We start from the raw sequence: 17365 nt of genomic DNA on the forward strand, positions 1-17365 counted from the left end.
AACTATTAAATCTACCTAAATATGTCCATGTCTTTTATCATAGCCTGCGAAAGCGGGAAAAGAAAAATTGCTGAGCTCTTATTACAAAACAAAGAAGTTGATGTAAAATATACCGACGAAAAAGGCCGTACGGCGCTGCATTACGCGGCACACCAAGGCTTTTTGGATCTGGTTAAAATATTAATTGATGAAGGCGCTGTGCTGGATTATGAAGATCATGCCGGGGAAACTCCTTTTTATTTTGCCCTATTACAGAAGCAGAAACAAACAGCCTTGTACCTTTTAAATAAGGGTGCAAATACGTCAATTAAAGATTTTAAAGGCAATAGTCTGTTACATTTAACCGCCCTCAATGCGCAGATTGAGATTTTAGAGAAACTTTTAGAAACAGCAACCGATGTAGATATAGAAAATAATGAGGCAGAAACACCATTACTAGTGGCTGCTGGCTGGCGTAACCGCGAAATTGTAAAGCTTTTATTGAGCAAGGGAGCCAATATAAATACGACTGATAAATTAGGGAATTCACCACTGTTGTATGCGGCCAAATCAAAAAACATCCCCATGGTAGAGCTTTTGCTTGATAATGGAGCAGATATTAACCACGTGAACCATGCAGGTGAATCGGCCCTTTTAATAAGTTGTTACGATAGCAACCGCATGCTCACTAAATTATTGGTAGATAGAGGTGCGAATGTTTTTGTGGCTTCAAAAAATGGACTATCGCCAATTTGGTATGCTTGCTCAAATAATCAAAAAGAGAGCGTTGAACTGTTTTTAAACAACGGCGTTGATGTTAATTATGCAAAACCGGTAAATGACACTACCGACTCGATGTACTCCTACCTTGATTGGGTTGAAACCGCCAACAACCTGGCTTCTGACAGTAATTTTTCACTAAGTAACACCTACAATTACGGGGGCGAAAGCTTAATTCATGTGGCAGCAAAAAGTGGTCATATAAGCATGATCAAGTTACTGCTGGATAAGGGCGCTCAAATTAATGTGCAGGATGAAAGTGGGAATAGTGCATTGCATTATGCTGCGGCAAACGGCAAAAAAGATATGGTGAAGCTATTGCTCGAAAACAATGCAGATGCTTCTATAGTAAATGCCAAAGAGCAAAAGGCAATTGATTACTCCAACATTAAAGGTTACAATGAAATAACGGAACTTTTATTAAAGGCAAGTCCGGCCAATGGCACAAATTCAGATTTTGCTAAGGCGACAGAGCCGATTCAGGCCGCCCCTAAAAATGATATGGCGGGTAAAAAACAAGCTCTTTTGGATTTAAAAGAACTATTGGATGCAGGAATTCTTTCGCAGGAAGAGTTTGACGGCGAAAAGGCTAAAATATTAAAGGGATGATTCTCCAATAAACGCAAAAAGCCGGGCAATACCCGGCTTTTTGTTATATATAAATTAAATTATATCGCTCTGTTCTGATCCCACTGTTCGAGATAGTCGGCTACACGGCGTACAAATGACCCGCCCAAAGCACCGTCAACCACACGGTGATCATATGATAACGACAGGAACATCATGTGACGAATGGCGATCATATCCCCTTCTTTTGTTTCGATCACAGCAGGTTTCTTCCTGATAGCACCAACAGCCAGGATGGCAACCTGTGGTTGATTAATAATAGGCGTACCCATTACGTTACCAAATGAACCTACATTGGTAATGGTAAAAGTACCATCTTTTACATCATCGGGTTGCAGCTTACCAACACGGGCACGGTTGGCCAGATCATTTACCGCTTTGGTAATACCCAGCAGATTTAGCTCATCGGCTTTTTTAATTACAGGAACTATCAGGTTACCACTTGGTAAAGCAGTAGCCATACTGATGTTAATAGCTGCTTTTTTGATAATCTGGGTACCATTTACGGTAATGTTGATCATCGGGAAATCTTTAATGGCTTTTACAACAGCTTCGATAAAGATTGGTGTAAAGGTTATTTTTTCCCCTTCGCGTTTTTCAAAGCTGTTTTTTACCTTCTCGCGCCACAACACCAGGTTGGTAACATCGGCCTCAACAAATGAAGTAACATGAGGAGAGGTTTGCTTGCTCATCACCATATGATCGGCAATTAAACGACGCATCCTATCCATTTCAATAACCTCATCAGCACCCGATACAGATGCAGCTGGTCTTTGTTGTTCTTCTCCTTTAACCGGTTGCGCAACTGGTGCCGCTACAGGAGGAGGTGTATAAGCACTTGCTGTTACAGGAGCCTGTTGTTGTACCGGTTCTTCTGTTTTTTGAGCAGGAGCTGATTTTTGTTTATGCTGGAGATAATTCAAAAGATCATCTTTTGTTAAACGGCCTTCTGAACCACTTCCGGGTATTTTATCCAGCTCGTCGGTACTGATACCTTCCTGGCTGGCAATATTTCTTACCAAAGGTGAGTAAAAGCGACCTTCACTTTTAAATACGGTAGGCTCTGTAGCAGCATTGGCTTTAGTTAATTGATCCAAACCAGGTATAGAAGCAATCTCGGCTTCTGCAGCAGGCTGTTCTGCTGTCTCGGCTATTGGGGCGGCAAGCTGGGTTGGTGCCGTTTCTTCTAAAGGTTGCGTAGTTGCCGGAACTACCGGCTCACTTGAATTAGCTTCGTCAGTTTCAATAATCGCGATTACTGATCCTACCTGAACAACATCGTTTTCTTTATAGAGCTGTTCAACAAGTTTGCCAGCCACAGGAGATGGAACGTCTGAGTCAACTTTATCTGTTGCTATCTCCATTACTGCTTCATCCGCGTCTATATGATCTCCTGGATTTTTTGTCCATTTAATTATAGTTGCTTCTGCAACACTTTCACCCATTTTTGGCAATAACAGTTGGTATTTGGCCATGCTAAAATTATAGTTTCTTTTCCAAAATTAGGGATTTCGATCAGTACTTTACAATTTATGTGAGTAAAGTATTCAACATTGATAACGCTGTTATAGCGCTTCTTTCGATGTTTTGAATGCGTTTATTTCCGAATGTGTATTTCTTTATCAACATTTTTTGTTTGCCCGCAACCGCAATCCACACAGTACCAACAGGTTTAGTTTCGGTACCTCCATCTGGCCCCGCAATGCCGGTTATGGCAATCGCAAAATCCGATTTAAAATTTTTTAATGCGCCTTCAACCATTTCTTTTACCGTTTGCTCGCTTACCGCGCCAAAATCAAGGAGCGTTTGGTGCTTTACCCCCAAAACACTTTCCTTTAGTTCATAAGCATAGGTTACCCCACCACCCAAAAACACAGTCGATGAACCGGGATGTTGCGTGAACAAATGTGAAAGATATCCACCAGTGCAACTTTCGGCCACAGATAAGGTAAGCCCCCTGGCTTCCATTTTATTCAGGATAGATTTTTCGAGGGTAATATCCTGATCTATTACATAGGCGTCACCAATACGTTCAATGATCCGTTTGGCAAACTGATCAACCTGCTCCTGCAAACCGGCCTCATGATCAGCAAAGGCGCTCAGGCGCAGGCGTACTATGCCTAATTTAGGCAAATAGGCTAATTTGATGTGTGGCGGTAAGTCGTTTTCAATATCAGCGATCTGTTCAGCTAAAAAAGATTCCCCTACCCCAACGGTTAAAATAGTTTTATGAATAATAACAGGCAGTTGAAAAAGCTCTTTTATCTGTGGCAGTACCCGCTCTGTCATCATGTACATCATCTCGAAAGGTACACCCGGCATAGATATATAGGTGACCTTATTTTCATAAAACCACATACCTGGCGCAGTACCATTCTGATTAAAGATCACTTTGCAATTCGCCGGTACATAAGCCTGTAATCTATTCACCTCAATCATAGGCCTGTTAAACCGGGCAAAAATCCCCTTCACATGTTCAAGTGTATCAGGATCTTCTACCAGTTCAACACCAAAATATTCGGCTAAAGTTTTTTTGGTTATATCATCCTTGGTTGGCCCCAGACCTCCTGTAATAAAAACAATGTCTACACGATTTGCAGCCTCAGCTAATGCTTTAAGGATATGTTCGCGATCATCAGATACCGATGATATTTGTTTTACGCGTATTCCTATCTTATTTAATTCTGTAGCCATCCAGGCCGAATTGGTATCTACAATTTGACCTATAAGTATTTCGTCGCCTATAGTTATAATTTCTGCCAGCATTTCAATTAGTAAAAAGTTCCACTGTTGGTATAATCATTTCGCTTACTCAGTTTCAGATCCTGCAATATAGTTGATTTTACCTTCAAGGTAACATTATATGATTTCAAATAACCAAAAGGGATCCATTGTATGGAAAGATCCCAGCAATGCAGGTCGCGATAGATCGAAAATGATGTTGCGCTTCCCAATTTACCCGCTTTAATATCATAATTGGTTGAATACTGCACCTTCCACTTAGGCGAAACATTAACGTCTCCACTTATCTGAACGGTGTTACTTGTACTAACCGTATTTAACGAGTTGGTGTAACTGTAACTATAGTTGAAATTAATATTCCAGGGCACATTAAAATCAACATAAGCATTCGGGTCACTGTTAACTAAGGCCAAACGCTGGGACTGCGTTGGCGTAAGGTTAGCCAGGCCATTCACCGCGCCCGGGGTACCACGTGCTGCCGCCTTTGTTGAATTTAAACTACCGCTCATAGATATACCCACGTTTGCCAATTGCGGAAACTTACCGTCTTGCCAGCTATAACGGTTGATAAGCTGACTATATCTTACTATGTTATTATTTTGAATAGAGTCGCGAACTACGGTTACGTATGGATTAAAGGTACCCTGAAAACTAATGCTCAATTTTTGATTAAAGATAGCGGTATGCCCGGAAAAGGTTATGGGCGAAAGCTTCATGGTATCCGCTGCGAAATTGTAAAAGGTGGAGAAAGATAAACCTTGCAAAATGGTGATCTTCCTGTCTGTACCGGATGTATCGGTACTTTTAGCCTTTACTTTGGCTTCTATCGTATTATCGAGACTAAAATTAAGCCCAGCTTGCTTACCCGGAGAAGGTCCTCCATAAACAGCGCCATCAAAAATAGAATATTTTTGCGACGCGTATGGATAAGGTATGGTAGCATTACTCACTGCGGTTTTATAATACCCAAAACTTGGGTCTGAAAAATCGGGACGGTAACCAAAACTTATAGAAGGCGTCATAACGTGCCTTATTGCCTTTAAATTACCATGTTTAAAATTGATCTGCCCATATAATTTGGTAGATAAGCCCGTACTAATACTGTATTCGCCAGAGCGTTTAAAACCGGGGATGGTATCAGTAATCAGCTGATCTGAATTACTGATGCTCCCCCGTTCAAATCTTTTGGTGATACTTTGAAAATACCAGCGTTCTGTATAGTTAATGCTACTATTAAACTGAAAGTATTTCAATACGTTAAGACCTAAACTAACAGGTATTTGGTGCTGGAAACCATTTTGCAGACGCTTTGAAAGGGTCTCGCTTTTGAAAAGCTCAGCCTCAGGTATATTATTTACCTTATTGGTGGCTGTCATGTTATAGCTCACCGTAATTTTCTGATACCATTTTTGCTCGCCAACCCTATCCTTGGAATCAAACGGATTTATGGACGACATTCCAAAGGCAACTGTTGGCAACTCTAAAGTAATTGTTTTATTAGCAATATCCTGGCTGTGCGATAATCCAACACTTAAGTTGAATGGTGTACCCGCCCATGTTTTACCATAGGATATACTTGAACGCAAGCTGCTCGTTGCTATGGTATTTACGTTAACAGTTCCCCTTGTATTCCTGAAAAATCCGGAAGTACCCGCGTTTACAGATGCGCTAAAAGTAGAACCCGGGTTAGCGTTAGGATCCTGGGAATGCGTCCAGTCAATATGAATGTCTTTTGTGGCAGGGTCACCTGGCAAGCCATAGTTGTGTGATCCAAAGCTTAATGCCAGGTTTCCTGTGTACTTATATCGTTTTAAATAACGCATAACGCTATTTAATTCGTACGATCCTTTAGAATATACGGTAGCTGTGGTGGTAAGGTCTATATAATCATTAAACCCTAAATAATATCCAAAGTTGGAGAGCTTAAATCCAAGTTGCTGATCTTCGCCAAAAGTAGGCAATATGACACCCGATGTTCGTTGGTTGGGCTTTGGAAAAAATCCAAACGGAATAGCCAGAGGCAAAGGTATTCCCTCGATCTCCAGATATGCCGGGCCCGAGATGATCCTGTTTTTCTCGCCAATACCCCGGGTTATCACCACACCAAAATGGGTTTCCGGATATGGGAGATCACAGGTACTGAATATCACATTACGATAGGCCACTTCAGTTTCATTTAACTTTTTTGCCTGCCCGCCGGATATAAAATTACCCTCCTGTTCTGAAGCCGGGTTATATAGCTTTCCTTTTTTGGTTTCGTAATTGAATAACAACGAATCAGATGACACTGGCTTTTCTGTCTTTTGCTTGGAGATAGGTCGGCCTACATAACGGTGCGTACGAGGGTCAATACTTCCACGGGCGAATATGATGTGGTTTTTTTGGTCAACGCGGATAAAATCGGCATCAAGTTCAAAGTCCTCATAAGTAACCCGGGCACGGCCATATAAATATAAAATATTGTGTTCGTTATCTACATGGGTAGAATCTTCCGCAACAGCTTTTACCTCAGACTCTATATCACCTTTCTTTTGAGTGGTATCAGTTTTAGCAGGGGTATTTTTGGATGATGAGTTGCGTGTGTTCTTTTTGCCTTTAAGCAATTTCTTGTCCTTAATGGTATCCAGTTTTATAATAGTATCGATAACAGGTTTGCTGCTATAGCCTTTATATGTATTTTTGCTTTCGGCAGAAAATACACTCACCGTTAAAATAATCGCAAGCAGAAAAAAAAAGGTTGTGGATTTCAAAATTGATTATGAATAGTATTTTTGCAGATAAAGTTAACAGCGTTCAAAAATAATGAAAAATAGGGCATTGAAAAGATTGATTTATAGTTTATCGGTATTGCTGGCACTCCTTTCATATTTTCCGGTCACATCTTATGGTTTCATAAAAAAAGATACGGTTATAAATAACACTGGTTTTAAACTCAAAACTATTATTATTGATGCCGGCCACGGGGGTAAACCTTCCAGTAATGTAGGTCACTTTTCACATGGCGCATCAGGCGAATATTCTACTGAAAGGAATGTAACGCTTGCCATCGCGTTAAAATTGCAAAAAGCGGTAGAAAAAGATATACCAGGTGTAAAAGGAGTACTTACACGCAGCACCGAAGATGATGTTTCATTTGAGCGGCGTGCCGAAATTGCCAATGAAAATAAAGGTGATGTTTTTATTTCGATACATTGTAATTCTTTATCGGATAGACGCGTAAGCAGAAGAGTAGGTACTAAACATCATAAACCGGTTTATAAAACAAGTTTGGTTCCCGATCGTTCTGGTAAAGGTGTGTTATTATTGGTTTATGCATTAAAACGCACAAGAGAGGCAGAAAATGAGATCAAAAAGAATCAGGTTGAGGGTGAATCTGAACTTGATGGAGGAGCTTTAGATCCCAACGACCCCATAACTATTATTTTAACAAACGAGTATAAAAGAAAATTCAGGCAGCAAAGTATCAATCTGGCAACATTACTCAACAAAGAATTTGTTGAAACAGACGGCAGACCGAGCGAAGGTATAAGAGACCAAAGTATTTATGTATTATGTCATAGTTCCATGCCATCTGTTTTGGTAGAAACCGGGTATATTAATAACCCTGATGACGAGGCATATCTAAATTCGGAGGATGGGCAAAATGCTATTGTTAACTCGATTGTACGGGCCTTAACAAATTTTAAAAACGAGGTTGAGCAGGTTTCAAAATAATATAGTTTAGCTTTACCTGTTATATAACATCATATCAACGATCCAAAATAGAAGAAACAAATTAACCCGAAAACAACTACTTAATGAAAATCTCAAACGAAACAAAAATAGGAGCTCTTACAGCCATAGCTATTACTATACTGATATTAGGATATAGTTTTTTGCGTGGCAACGATGTTTTTTCGGGTTCTAATAAATATTACGCCGTTTACAGAAGTGTGGAAGGTCTTGCTTTGGCAAAGCCTGTGTTAGTTAACGGTTTTCAGATTGGACGTGTTTCAAGCATGAAATTGCAGCCAGATGGGCATACTATCGTAGAGTTTAAGATCGACCCGGATTATGTTATACCCAACAATACCCTGGCTAAATTATCCAGTACCGATCTTTTGGGTAGTAAAGCCATTGTTTTTGAGCTAGGAAACAGTAAAGTTGCTGCCGAAGATAAAGACACCTTAAAAGCCGACATACAAGGAAGCCTGGCCGAAAGCCTGCAGCCTATACAGAAAAAAGCCGAAATGCTGATCACAAAAATGGACTCATCATTAGCGGCTATCAATAAAATATTAAACCCTAACTTCCAGAAAAACGTTGATCGCAGCTTTATGAGCATTGCTAATTCGCTGCAAACGCTGGAAGGTACTACTAAAAAGATTGATAACCTGGTAGCTTCTCAATCTGGCCATATTAATGGTATCCTGACTAATGCCGAAGTGGTATCAGGAAGCCTGAAAACCAGCACCACCCACTTAAACGGCATGACCGCCAATTTTGAAAAGGTGAGCAATGATATTGCATCTGCCAACATCAAACAAACATTAGATAATGCCAATAAGGCCATGGCCGACCTACAGGCTACCATTGCTAAGATTAACAATGGTCAGGGATCATTAGGTTTACTGATGAACGACGACAAGATGTATAAAAACCTTACCGATGCATCCAATAACCTCAACAATCTGTTCATCGACCTGAAAGCACATCCAAAACGTTATGTAAGCTTCTCGGTTTTTGGCGGTAAAAAAGATTAAGTTTTTGAATCAAAAAGTTAGATTCAGGAATCAAGACGGCAAATATGCGCTAAAAAGTGGGTTTACATGGTTTACACTTTCTAGGGTTTACATCTATATATATAATTGATAATCAATGCGTTAATATAAAAAACATACAAAAAAGTGGGTTTACATGTAAACCCACTTTTTTGCTATATCCAGGCTTGATTCCTGACGCTGATATCTTGCCTCTTATTCTATCGGGAATGTTTTCCCTTCAATAGCCAGTTCTGTTTCCGGGAAAACACTTCTGGCCTCGTCAAGCAACTCGTTCAGGGTTTTATACCGGGCAGAAAAGTGTCCGATCAGCAGTTTTTTAGCTTTGGTTTTTAAGGCGATTTCTGCTGCCTGTAAAGCTGTGGTATGGTGGGTATCTTTAGCCCTATCCAACATATCATTTAAAAAGGTAGCCTCGTGATAAAGCATCGTAACGTTGCTGATCTGTTCAAAATACTGCTCGTTATATAATGTATCTGAGCAATACGCGTATGATTTTGGGATTTGGGAATCGATGGTCAGGCTTTCATTTTTATATACTTCACCGCTTGCCGATGTATAATCATTTCCCCTTTTAAGGGCCGAATAATACTCCACGGGTATATTCAAAGCCTCAATTTTTTCCTTTATTAATTTACGTAAACGCTTCTTTTCTTTAAAAAGAAAACCGGTACAGGCAATACGATGATCCAGCGGAATAGTTTCTACAACAACATCGCTATTATCGACGATCACTTCAGATTTCTGAGCGTCAATTGCTGTAAACTCCAGCGGAAACTGCAGTACTGTTTCTGAATACTTAAACTGCAGGTCAATAATCTCTTTTAAGTGAGCTGGGCCGAAAAGATACAAGGCTTTTTTACGACCATTCAAGTGCATAGACGATAGTAAGCCTATCAATCCCAAGTAATGATCGCCGTGAAGATGACTGATGAATATATGATCAATACGGCTCGCCTTAACATCAAAACGTAACATTTGCTGTTGGGTACCTTCGCCGCAATCAATTAAATACAGGCGCTCGTTGATATTGAGCGCCTGTGAAGTAGGATTTCTGTTAAAAATAGGGGTCGCTGAGCTGCTACCCAATATTGTTACCTCAAATTTCATACAGGGTAAACAATCATACACCTTATCTCGCTTCCTTTTTCAGCTCTTTTTCAATCTCTTCCATAAAAATAAGATCGATACCTTCTTCGGCTGTAGGCACAATGTTCAGTACATTATCCAATTGCGATATGGTTACCAAACGGGATACCGCGTCATTTAAGCCTGCCAGGATAAATAACCCCGTAGCATTTTTACATAAGCGGTGACCTACCAGCAAGCTGCTTAAGCCAGAAGAATCTGCAAATTTTACCTGTGAAAGATCAAGAATTATATTTCGCTGACCTTCAGTATTGATCAATATCAACTCGGATTTCAATTGAGGTGTAACCAATGAGTTCAATTTTGACTCATTAAGCTTCACTAAAATATATTTCTCGTGCTTATCGACAGTAAATTTCATTCTTATTAATAATTAGAAAGCTAAGATATGATAATTTTACGGGTAATTAAAAAACTACAAATTTGTTAAAGCGGCTTTAATGTTGGTTTCAACCCTGTTAAGCACGCTGTCATTGTCAGACTTTACAAATACTTCACCAATAATCTGCTCATATAGTTCAATATACCGTTCTGAGATTGATTTTACAATTTCAGGGGTCATAACCGGCACTACCTGGCCATCTTTACCCTGAAAACCATTCTCAATCAGCCATTTTCTCACAAATTCTTTTGAAAGCTGTTTCTGGGCCTCTCCTTTCTGCTGGCGCTCTTCATAACCTTCTTTATAAAAGTATCGTGAGGAATCGGGTGTATGTATCTCATCGATCAGGTATATCTGGCCATCAACTTTTCCAAACTCATATTTGGTATCAACCAATATCAGTCCTTGCTTAGCAGCTATTTCGGTTCCGCGTTTGAACAAAGCCTTGGTATATACTTCCAGTTGGGCGTAGTCATCAGCCGAAACAATGTTTTGCTTCAAGATCTCGGCCCTGGATATATCCTCATCATGACCAACAGATGCCTTCGTGGTTGGTGTTATGATGGGCTCAGGCAGTATATCGTTCTCCTTTAAGCCTTCGGGTAAACTTTCGCCGCAAACCTGTCTTTTACCCGCGCTGTATTCGCGCCAGGCATGGCCTGCCAAATAACCACGGATGACCATTTCTACTTTAAAAGGCTCACAAATGCGTCCGATGGTAACACTCGGATCGGGTACAGCTATTACCCAGTTGGGTACAATATCAGCAGTAGCTTCTAAAAATCGGGCCGCTATCTGGTTAAGTACTTGTCCTTTGTAAGGGATAGGCTCTGGCAGCACCACATCAAAAGCTGATATGCGGTCGGTAACCACCATAGCCAGGAATTTATTATCAATCGTATAAACATCACGAACCTTGCCTTTGTAGTAGTTAGTTTGGCCGGGTAAGTTAAAATGTGTTTCTTTTATCGCGTTCATTCTTTTTTTAGTATCAAGTAACTAGTATCAAGTAGCAAGTACATTGCTTACGTTTAACTTCAGCTTCAAATAATCAATACAGGGATCAAAAATCTTGATACTTGATACTAGTTACTTGATACCAACTAAACTACTTGATACTAAAACCTTATTGTATATCCCCGTAAGCTTCCAGTATTTTACGTACCAGTTTGTGCCTTACTACGTCTTCGCCGCTCAGGTAAACAATCTCTATTCCTTTAATATCTGTTAATATGCGCAGGGCAGTATGCAAGCCCGACTGTTGTTTTTTAGGCAAGTCAATCTGGGTAACGTCGCCGGTAACAATAAACTTGGCCGATGGCCCCATACGGGTTAAAAACATCTTGAGCTGCATATCGGTAGCGTTCTGTGCCTCGTCCAATATCACAAAGCAATTGTCAAGTGTACGGCCACGCATAAATGCCAGCGGTGCTATCTCGATGGTACGGTTCTCCAGGTAAAACTTCAGTTTCTCGGCCGGAATCATATCATCAAGCGCATCGTACAAAGGTCGCAGGTACGGATCTATCTTTTCTTTCAGGTCGCCCGGTAAAAATCCAAGGTTCTCCCCTGCTTCAACCGCAGGTCTAGTCAGGATTATCCTTTTTATCTCCTTGTTTTTGAGTGCCCTTACCGCCAAAGCTACAGCTGTATAGGTTTTACCGGTACCGGCGGGCCCTATGGCAAAAAGTATATCGCTTTTATTGATGCAATCAACCATTTTGCGCTGATTAGCTGTACGGGCTTTAACCATTACGCCGTTGGGTCCAAAAACGATCACTTCGCCGCTGGCAAATTTATCCGCCGACGGATCAGCCGCTGGCGCGTTAGTATTTTTGGAACCCAGGATGCGCTCCAGGTCGGTAATATTCAGGTTTTCGAACTTCTCTACGTGTTGTAGCAGGTGATCGAATTTTTCCTGAAAAATATTCAGTTCGTGATCATCACCCAGAATTTTAACTTCGCTGCCACGTGCAACTATTTTAAGCTTAGGATATTGTTTCTTAATGATCTCAAAATGATCATTATTTGGCCCCCACAATACTGCCGGATTTACATTTTCAATAGATAGCTTTAGCTCGTTCAATACTAATTTGATTTTTAGTTACGGATTTTTATGAATTAAAAATTGAATATTTGTAGCTTCAAATGCTACTACAAGATTAGCAATAAATATTATAAAATTAATGGCAATAATAACATTAACTACTGATTTGGGCGATAAAGATATTTACCAGGCTGCATTGAAAGGCAGCATCTACAAATTGTTGCCTGCAGTGAATATTGTTGATATTACCAATAACGTTGCCGCGTTTGATGTACAGCAGGCAGCCTTTATCCTGAAAAACAGTTTTTACTACTTTCCCGATGGCACAGTACACCTCATTGGTATTGATACGGTGTATAACGACCATACCAAATTTCTGGCTGTAAAATACAAAAACCACTATTTTGTGGGTGCCGATAATGGCATTTTTTCGCTGATGTTTAAAGAAACACCAGAGGAGATCGTGGAAATAAACATTATGCAGGATCTTAAGTTTTTGCATTTTCCACTGGCCGATATTTTTGTAAAAGCGGCATGCCACCTGGCCAAAGGTGGTAAGCTTAATGAGATAGGCATCCCGGTACAAGACATTGAAAATAAGATGAACCTGCAGCCGGTTATTGAAAAAAATCTGATCAAAGGTGTGGTTATCTATATCGATTCGTTTCAAAATGTGATCACCAACATTACCAAGGAATTTTTCAATAGCGTACAGCAAGGACGCAAATTCGTGTTAAATTTTAAACGTAACGAAACCATCAACCATCTGAGCTGGCATTATAACGAAGTACCGGTTGGCGAAAAATTATGCCTTTTTGGTATCAGCGACCATCTGGAAATAGCTATTAATAAAGGTAACGCCAGCGGCTTATTAGGGTTAAATTTAAATGATAAAGTGATCATTGAATTTCAATAGTATGATGAAAAAATTCTTATTGATTGGCGTCATCTTCTTTTTACTTACCGATTTGCAAGCGCAAACAAATGCGCAAGTAAGTGCCGATTCCATCGCTTATCAGCTCCAGCGAAAAAAAATAAACAGCATGCTGGATATGCGCAAAGTGCGATTTGGTCAGTACAGCCAGAGTCTGAATGAACATACCGGGATATTTGGACTGCAAACAAAAAGCGATATCCGCCGGTCGAACGATATTTTGATGGACATTGTTAAAACAGACGATAACATTTATAAAGAGCTCAAGATCCTGCTGGAATACCGTGCCTTTCAGCAACGACAGATCCAGAATCACTCCAAAGAGGCCGAAACCATTAACCAAAATTATGTCAACCTGATCAGCAAATTAAGGCAACAAAATGTAGCTTTAAAAGCTGAGGCTCAAAAGGCTCAAAACATGCAGCGAATCTATATTTTGGTTATTGTTCTCATGATTGCGTCAATTTTATTTCTGATAAGCAGAAAAAGTAAAGTTAAGGTGTAATTTTGCGATCTTGGATCCAGGTGTTTTACCTTGGATTTAGAACTTAGAGTTTAGAATTTAAATATATACATGGCAAGAGGACGGCTGAATAGTGGCGCTAAAGCAGAAGCAGAATTACCCAAAGCAAAAATAAACAGGCAGAGCATACAAAACATCCGTAAGCTACTCAATTACATTAAACCTTACCGAGGCAAATTTATAGCAGGATTGATATTTTTGTTCATATCCAGCCTGGTGGGCCTTGCTTTTCCTAAAATTCTGGGCGCTTTAATAGATGCCGCGCAAGGTAAATACCCAAACAGTTATTTACCCCATAGTCTTAATGCCATCGCCCTTGCTGGTTTTGTATTGCTATTCGGTCAGGCTTTTGTTTCCTTTTTCCGGGTAGTTTGGTTTGTACAGGTCGCCGAAAAATCATTGGCCGATATCCGTCGTGATACCTATTTTAAGCTGATCACGCTGCCCATGAACTTTTTCGCCAATCGCCGTGTTGGTGAACTGAACAGCCGCATCTCAGCCGATCTGTCACAGATCCAGGATACTTTAACCACTACTTTTGCCGAGATCATCAGGCAATTGGTGATCATGGTAGGCAGTGTTATTTTATTAGCGGTGGTATCGATAAAATTAACCCTGGCTTTACTGGCTATCCTCCCCTTCCTGGTAGGTTTTGCTGTGTTTTTCGGAAGATATATCCGCAAACTATCACGCCAGGCGCAGGACAGGCTGGCTGAATCAAATACCATTGTTGAAGAAACCCTGCAAGGCATCGCCAACGTAAAAGCTTTTGTGAACGAAGCTTATGAAGCTACCCGCTATGACAAAATTTTGCGTATGGTTGTGAATATAGCCGTAAAAGGTGCCAAATTTCGCGGGATATTTGCATCCTTTATCGTGTTTTGTTTGTTCGGCACCTTCGTAGGTGTGATATGGTATGGATCGGTACTGGTGAGCAACCATGAGATCCTGGTGGGCGATTTGACTACGTTTATCATGTACTCTATATTCGTAGGCGCCGCTATGGGCACTTTTCCAGACCTTTATGCCAATTTACAGAAAGCTGTTGGCGCAAGCGAACGCGTACTGGAAATACTGGCCGAACAAGGCGAAAACATACAAATGATTGAAAATAACAACCAGGTAGATCAAAAAATCAAAGGCAATCTTGCTTTTGACAACGTGGTGTTCGCCTACCCTTCCCGTTCGGAGCTTACCGTTTTAAAGGGCATTTCCTTTGATGCGGCGGCTGGTCAAAAAGTGGCTATTGTTGGGCCGAGTGGTTCGGGTAAATCAACCATGGCATCCTTGATACTGCAATTCTATCATCCACAAAGTGGAAATATTTTGTTTGATGGTCGCCCAGCTTCTGATTTTTCTATCACTGATATCCGTAACCAGGTAGCCATAGTTCCCCAGGATGTGATGCTTTTTGGCGGAACGATATCAGAAAACATTGCTTATGGCCGATTGAGTGCATCTAAAGAAGATATTATCCAAGCTGCCAAACGTGCTAATGCTCACCAGTTTATTACCTCTTTCCCCGAAGGCTACGAAACCGTGGTGGGCGAACGTGGTGTTAAATTATCGGGTGGTCAGCGCCAGCGTATCGCTATAGCCCGGGCGTTGCTTAAAAATCCTTCAATATTGATCCTGGACGAGGCTACCTCATCATTGGATTCCGAATCAGAACGCCTGGTACAGGAAGCTCTGGAGGAATTAATGAAGGATCGTACGTCCATCATCATAGCTCACCGCTTATCAACCATTCGTGAAGCTGATAAGATCATTGTACTGGAAAAAGGCGAGATCATTGAATGTGGTAATCACCTGGAACTCATCAGCAATGAGCAGGGTTTGTACCGCTACCTGAACCAATTACAATTTGACGCGCAGAATGGTTAATGGTCGATAGTCCATAGACCATAGCGATTATTTTAATATATTACAACAGTAAAGAATTGCAGAGACTATGGTCTATCGTCCATAGTCCATCGACCTATAAAAATGAAATTAACCATACACGGGGCAGCCCGTCAGGTAACCGGCAGCATGCATTTGCTGGAGGTTGACCGATATAAGATTTTAGTGGATTGCGGGTTAGATTACGAGAAAGACCGCAACATACAAGATAACGAGAATTTCCCTTTTCGCCCTGAAGAGATCGACGTGGTGATATTAACCCACGCGCATATCGATCACTCGGGCAATCTGCCTACACTCATCAGAATGGGCTTTAACGGCCAGATCCTGTGTACCCCGCCTACCGCCGACCTCACCGAATTATTACTGCTCGATTCTGTTAGTATCTTCATGAATAAGGCCAGCAAAGGCCACAGGAAACGCGGCAAGGGCAAATTCAATACCGGCGGAGGTCCACAGCCACTTTACCTACAAAAGCACGTGATGGATACTGTAGACCGTTTTGTGACCATCGGCTTTAACCGGCCTTTCCGTATCAATGGCAATATTGAGCTTACTTTTATACCTGTTGGACATTTACTAGGTGCAGCAGCAGCGGTCCTGCGTGTTACAGAAAATGGTGAAGAAAAATCCATTGCCTTCACCGGGGATATCGGTCGCAAAAACTACCCGGTATTAAATGATCCACAGGAGTTGCCACCGGTTGATTACCTGGTCACAGAATCGACCTATGGAGGCCGCTACCACACTAAAGACAAGTCGGTTGAGCAAACCCTCATAGAGGTTATTGATAAAGCCTGTGTCAAAGAACAAGGGCGGTTGATCATTCCTGCGTTCAGTATCGGCCGTACCCAATCATTGGTGTACTCCCTCAACAAGATCTTCAGCGAAGGCTTGCTACCACCGGTTAAAGTGTTTGTGGATAGTCCAATGGCCACCATGGCAACCGGCATTTTCAGAAAGTACCATAGCCTGGTTAATCAGGATGCCCAGGATTTTTACAAGGACAAGGGCGATGAATTTGAGTTCGAAAACCTTACTTATGTAGAGAATTTGAAAGATAGTCGCCAGATATCCAATTATTATGAGCCCTGCATCATCATTTCTTCTGCTGGTATGCTGGAGGGCGGCCGTATCCAGGATCACCTGTTTTATAATGTCCAGAATTATTACTGCACCATCCTTTTTATAGGCTACTGTGCCAAAGGTACTTTAGGGCACCGTTTGCTGCGTGGCGACTCCATAGTACACATCAAAGATCGCGAACTGGCCGTTTATGCCACCATCAAACAAACCGACGTACTGAGCGCCCACGGCGACCATAACGACCTGATGGAGAACGTAAAACAACAGGACAAATCGAAACTCAAAAACGTTTTCCTGGTACATGGAGAAACCGAAAGTATGCAGTTACTGGCTAACGACCTGGAGCAGAATGGCTATATTGTAACAATACCAGAGAAAAACGTGGTTTATACACTTTAAGCCAGGGAAATACGTATTATTGATCATCAAACTATTTTCATAGATAAGCCCAATC

General features: G+C 41.1%; 14 protein-coding genes. 7 read left to right on the plus strand and 7 right to left on the minus strand.

What is annotated here, in order from left to right; genetic code table 11:
• Window positions 1-27 precede the first annotated feature (27 nt).
• Window positions 28-1368: an ankyrin repeat domain-containing protein gene (locus ACTJKG_RS13900; RefSeq protein WP_440739549.1), complete on the plus strand. Its 1341-nt coding sequence runs from the start codon at window positions 28-30 to the stop codon at window positions 1366-1368.
• Window positions 1369-1427: 59 nt separating this feature from the next.
• On the opposite strand, the gene ACTJKG_RS13905 is transcribed toward ACTJKG_RS13900, so the two are convergent.
• Genes ACTJKG_RS13905 through ACTJKG_RS13915 form a run of 3 tightly spaced genes read right to left on the minus strand, consistent with a single transcriptional unit; the run spans window position 1428 to window position 6833 of the window.
• On the minus strand, window positions 1428-2861 hold the full coding sequence (locus ACTJKG_RS13905; protein ID WP_440739550.1) for a dihydrolipoamide acetyltransferase family protein: 1434 nt from the start codon (window positions 2859-2861) through the stop codon (window positions 1428-1430).
• Window positions 2862-2916: 55 nt separating this feature from the next.
• Entirely contained in the window at window positions 2917-4152 is a 1236-nt protein-coding gene (locus tag ACTJKG_RS13910; protein ID WP_440739551.1) for a competence/damage-inducible protein A, read from the minus strand.
• 5 nt (window positions 4153-4157) lie between these two features.
• Window positions 4158-6833 (minus strand): putative LPS assembly protein LptD, encoded by a 2676-nt coding sequence (locus tag ACTJKG_RS13915; RefSeq protein WP_440739552.1) that lies wholly within the window; start codon window positions 6831-6833, stop codon window positions 4158-4160.
• 97 nt (window positions 6834-6930) lie between these two features.
• Here ACTJKG_RS13915 and ACTJKG_RS13920 point away from each other — a divergent pair, with 97 nt between their 5' ends.
• Both ACTJKG_RS13920 and ACTJKG_RS13925 read left to right on the plus strand, forming a co-directional pair.
• Complete coding sequence (locus ACTJKG_RS13920) at window positions 6931-7842, plus strand: N-acetylmuramoyl-L-alanine amidase family protein (protein WP_172333680.1); 912 nt, start codon at window positions 6931-6933, stop codon at window positions 7840-7842.
• An 83-nt stretch (window positions 7843-7925) separates the two neighbouring features.
• Window positions 7926-8870, plus strand: a complete 945-nt coding sequence (locus tag ACTJKG_RS13925; protein WP_172333681.1) for an MlaD family protein — start codon at window positions 7926-7928, stop codon at window positions 8868-8870.
• Window positions 8871-9083: 213 nt separating this feature from the next.
• On the opposite strand, the gene ACTJKG_RS13930 is transcribed toward ACTJKG_RS13925, so the two are convergent.
• The 4 genes from ACTJKG_RS13930 to ACTJKG_RS13945 form a co-directional block, all read right to left on the minus strand.
• The gene (locus ACTJKG_RS13930; RefSeq protein WP_440739553.1) at window positions 9084-9998 is read right to left on the minus strand and encodes a ribonuclease Z; all 915 of its coding nucleotides are present in this window, start codon (window positions 9996-9998) and stop codon (window positions 9084-9086) included.
• 22 nt (window positions 9999-10020) lie between these two features.
• Window positions 10021-10398 (minus strand): STAS domain-containing protein, encoded by a 378-nt coding sequence (locus ACTJKG_RS13935; RefSeq protein ID WP_172333683.1) that lies wholly within the window; start codon window positions 10396-10398, stop codon window positions 10021-10023.
• Between the two features lie 54 nt (window positions 10399-10452).
• Window positions 10453-11397, minus strand: coding sequence for a phosphoribosylaminoimidazolesuccinocarboxamide synthase (locus tag ACTJKG_RS13940; protein ID WP_440739554.1), 945 nt, complete (start codon window positions 11395-11397; stop codon window positions 10453-10455).
• A gap of 148 nt (window positions 11398-11545) precedes the next feature.
• The gene (locus ACTJKG_RS13945; RefSeq protein ID WP_172333685.1) at window positions 11546-12505 is read right to left on the minus strand and encodes a PhoH family protein; all 960 of its coding nucleotides are present in this window, start codon (window positions 12503-12505) and stop codon (window positions 11546-11548) included.
• Between the two features lie 100 nt (window positions 12506-12605).
• Here ACTJKG_RS13945 and ACTJKG_RS13950 point away from each other — a divergent pair, with 100 nt between their 5' ends.
• From ACTJKG_RS13950 to ACTJKG_RS13965, 4 genes are all read left to right on the plus strand, one after another.
• Window positions 12606-13382, plus strand: coding sequence for an SAM hydrolase/SAM-dependent halogenase family protein (locus ACTJKG_RS13950; RefSeq protein ID WP_440739555.1), 777 nt, complete (start codon window positions 12606-12608; stop codon window positions 13380-13382).
• Between the two features lies 1 nt (window position 13383).
• On the plus strand, window positions 13384-13905 hold the full coding sequence (locus tag ACTJKG_RS13955) for a hypothetical protein (RefSeq protein ID WP_440739556.1): 522 nt from the start codon (window positions 13384-13386) through the stop codon (window positions 13903-13905).
• Between the two features lie 69 nt (window positions 13906-13974).
• On the plus strand, window positions 13975-15807 hold the full coding sequence (locus ACTJKG_RS13960) for an ABC transporter ATP-binding protein (protein WP_440739557.1): 1833 nt from the start codon (window positions 13975-13977) through the stop codon (window positions 15805-15807).
• Between the two features lie 102 nt (window positions 15808-15909).
• Complete coding sequence (locus ACTJKG_RS13965) at window positions 15910-17310, plus strand: MBL fold metallo-hydrolase (RefSeq protein ID WP_440739558.1); 1401 nt, start codon at window positions 15910-15912, stop codon at window positions 17308-17310.
• Window positions 17311-17365: the final 55 nt, after the last annotated feature.

It is taken from the genome of Mucilaginibacter sp. 22184, assembly GCF_052045695.1.
Lineage (GTDB): Bacteria > Bacteroidota > Bacteroidia > Sphingobacteriales > Sphingobacteriaceae > Mucilaginibacter.

Excerpts from the sequence above, each read along its gene's own strand:
- ACTJKG_RS13900 (WP_440739549.1), top strand. The coding sequence starts at position 28 with ATGTCTTTTATCATAGCCTGCGAAAGCGGGAAAAGAAAAATTGCTGAG.
- ACTJKG_RS13905 (WP_440739550.1), bottom strand. The coding sequence starts at position 2,861 with ATGGCCAAATACCAACTGTTATTGCCAAAAATGGGTGAAAGTGTTGCA.
- ACTJKG_RS13910 (WP_440739551.1), bottom strand. The coding sequence starts at position 4,152 with ATGCTGGCAGAAATTATAACTATAGGCGACGAAATACTTATAGGTCAA.
- ACTJKG_RS13920 (WP_172333680.1), top strand. The coding sequence starts at position 6,931 with ATGAAAAATAGGGCATTGAAAAGATTGATTTATAGTTTATCGGTATTG.
- ACTJKG_RS13925 (WP_172333681.1), top strand. The coding sequence starts at position 7,926 with ATGAAAATCTCAAACGAAACAAAAATAGGAGCTCTTACAGCCATAGCT.
- ACTJKG_RS13930 (WP_440739553.1), bottom strand. The coding sequence starts at position 9,998 with ATGAAATTTGAGGTAACAATATTGGGTAGCAGCTCAGCGACCCCTATT.
- ACTJKG_RS13935 (WP_172333683.1), bottom strand. The coding sequence starts at position 10,398 with ATGAAATTTACTGTCGATAAGCACGAGAAATATATTTTAGTGAAGCTT.
- ACTJKG_RS13940 (WP_440739554.1), bottom strand. The coding sequence starts at position 11,397 with ATGAACGCGATAAAAGAAACACATTTTAACTTACCCGGCCAAACTAAC.
- ACTJKG_RS13950 (WP_440739555.1), top strand. The coding sequence starts at position 12,606 with ATGGCAATAATAACATTAACTACTGATTTGGGCGATAAAGATATTTAC.
- ACTJKG_RS13955 (WP_440739556.1), top strand. The coding sequence starts at position 13,384 with ATGATGAAAAAATTCTTATTGATTGGCGTCATCTTCTTTTTACTTACC.
- ACTJKG_RS13960 (WP_440739557.1), top strand. The coding sequence starts at position 13,975 with ATGGCAAGAGGACGGCTGAATAGTGGCGCTAAAGCAGAAGCAGAATTA.
- ACTJKG_RS13965 (WP_440739558.1), top strand. The coding sequence starts at position 15,910 with ATGAAATTAACCATACACGGGGCAGCCCGTCAGGTAACCGGCAGCATG.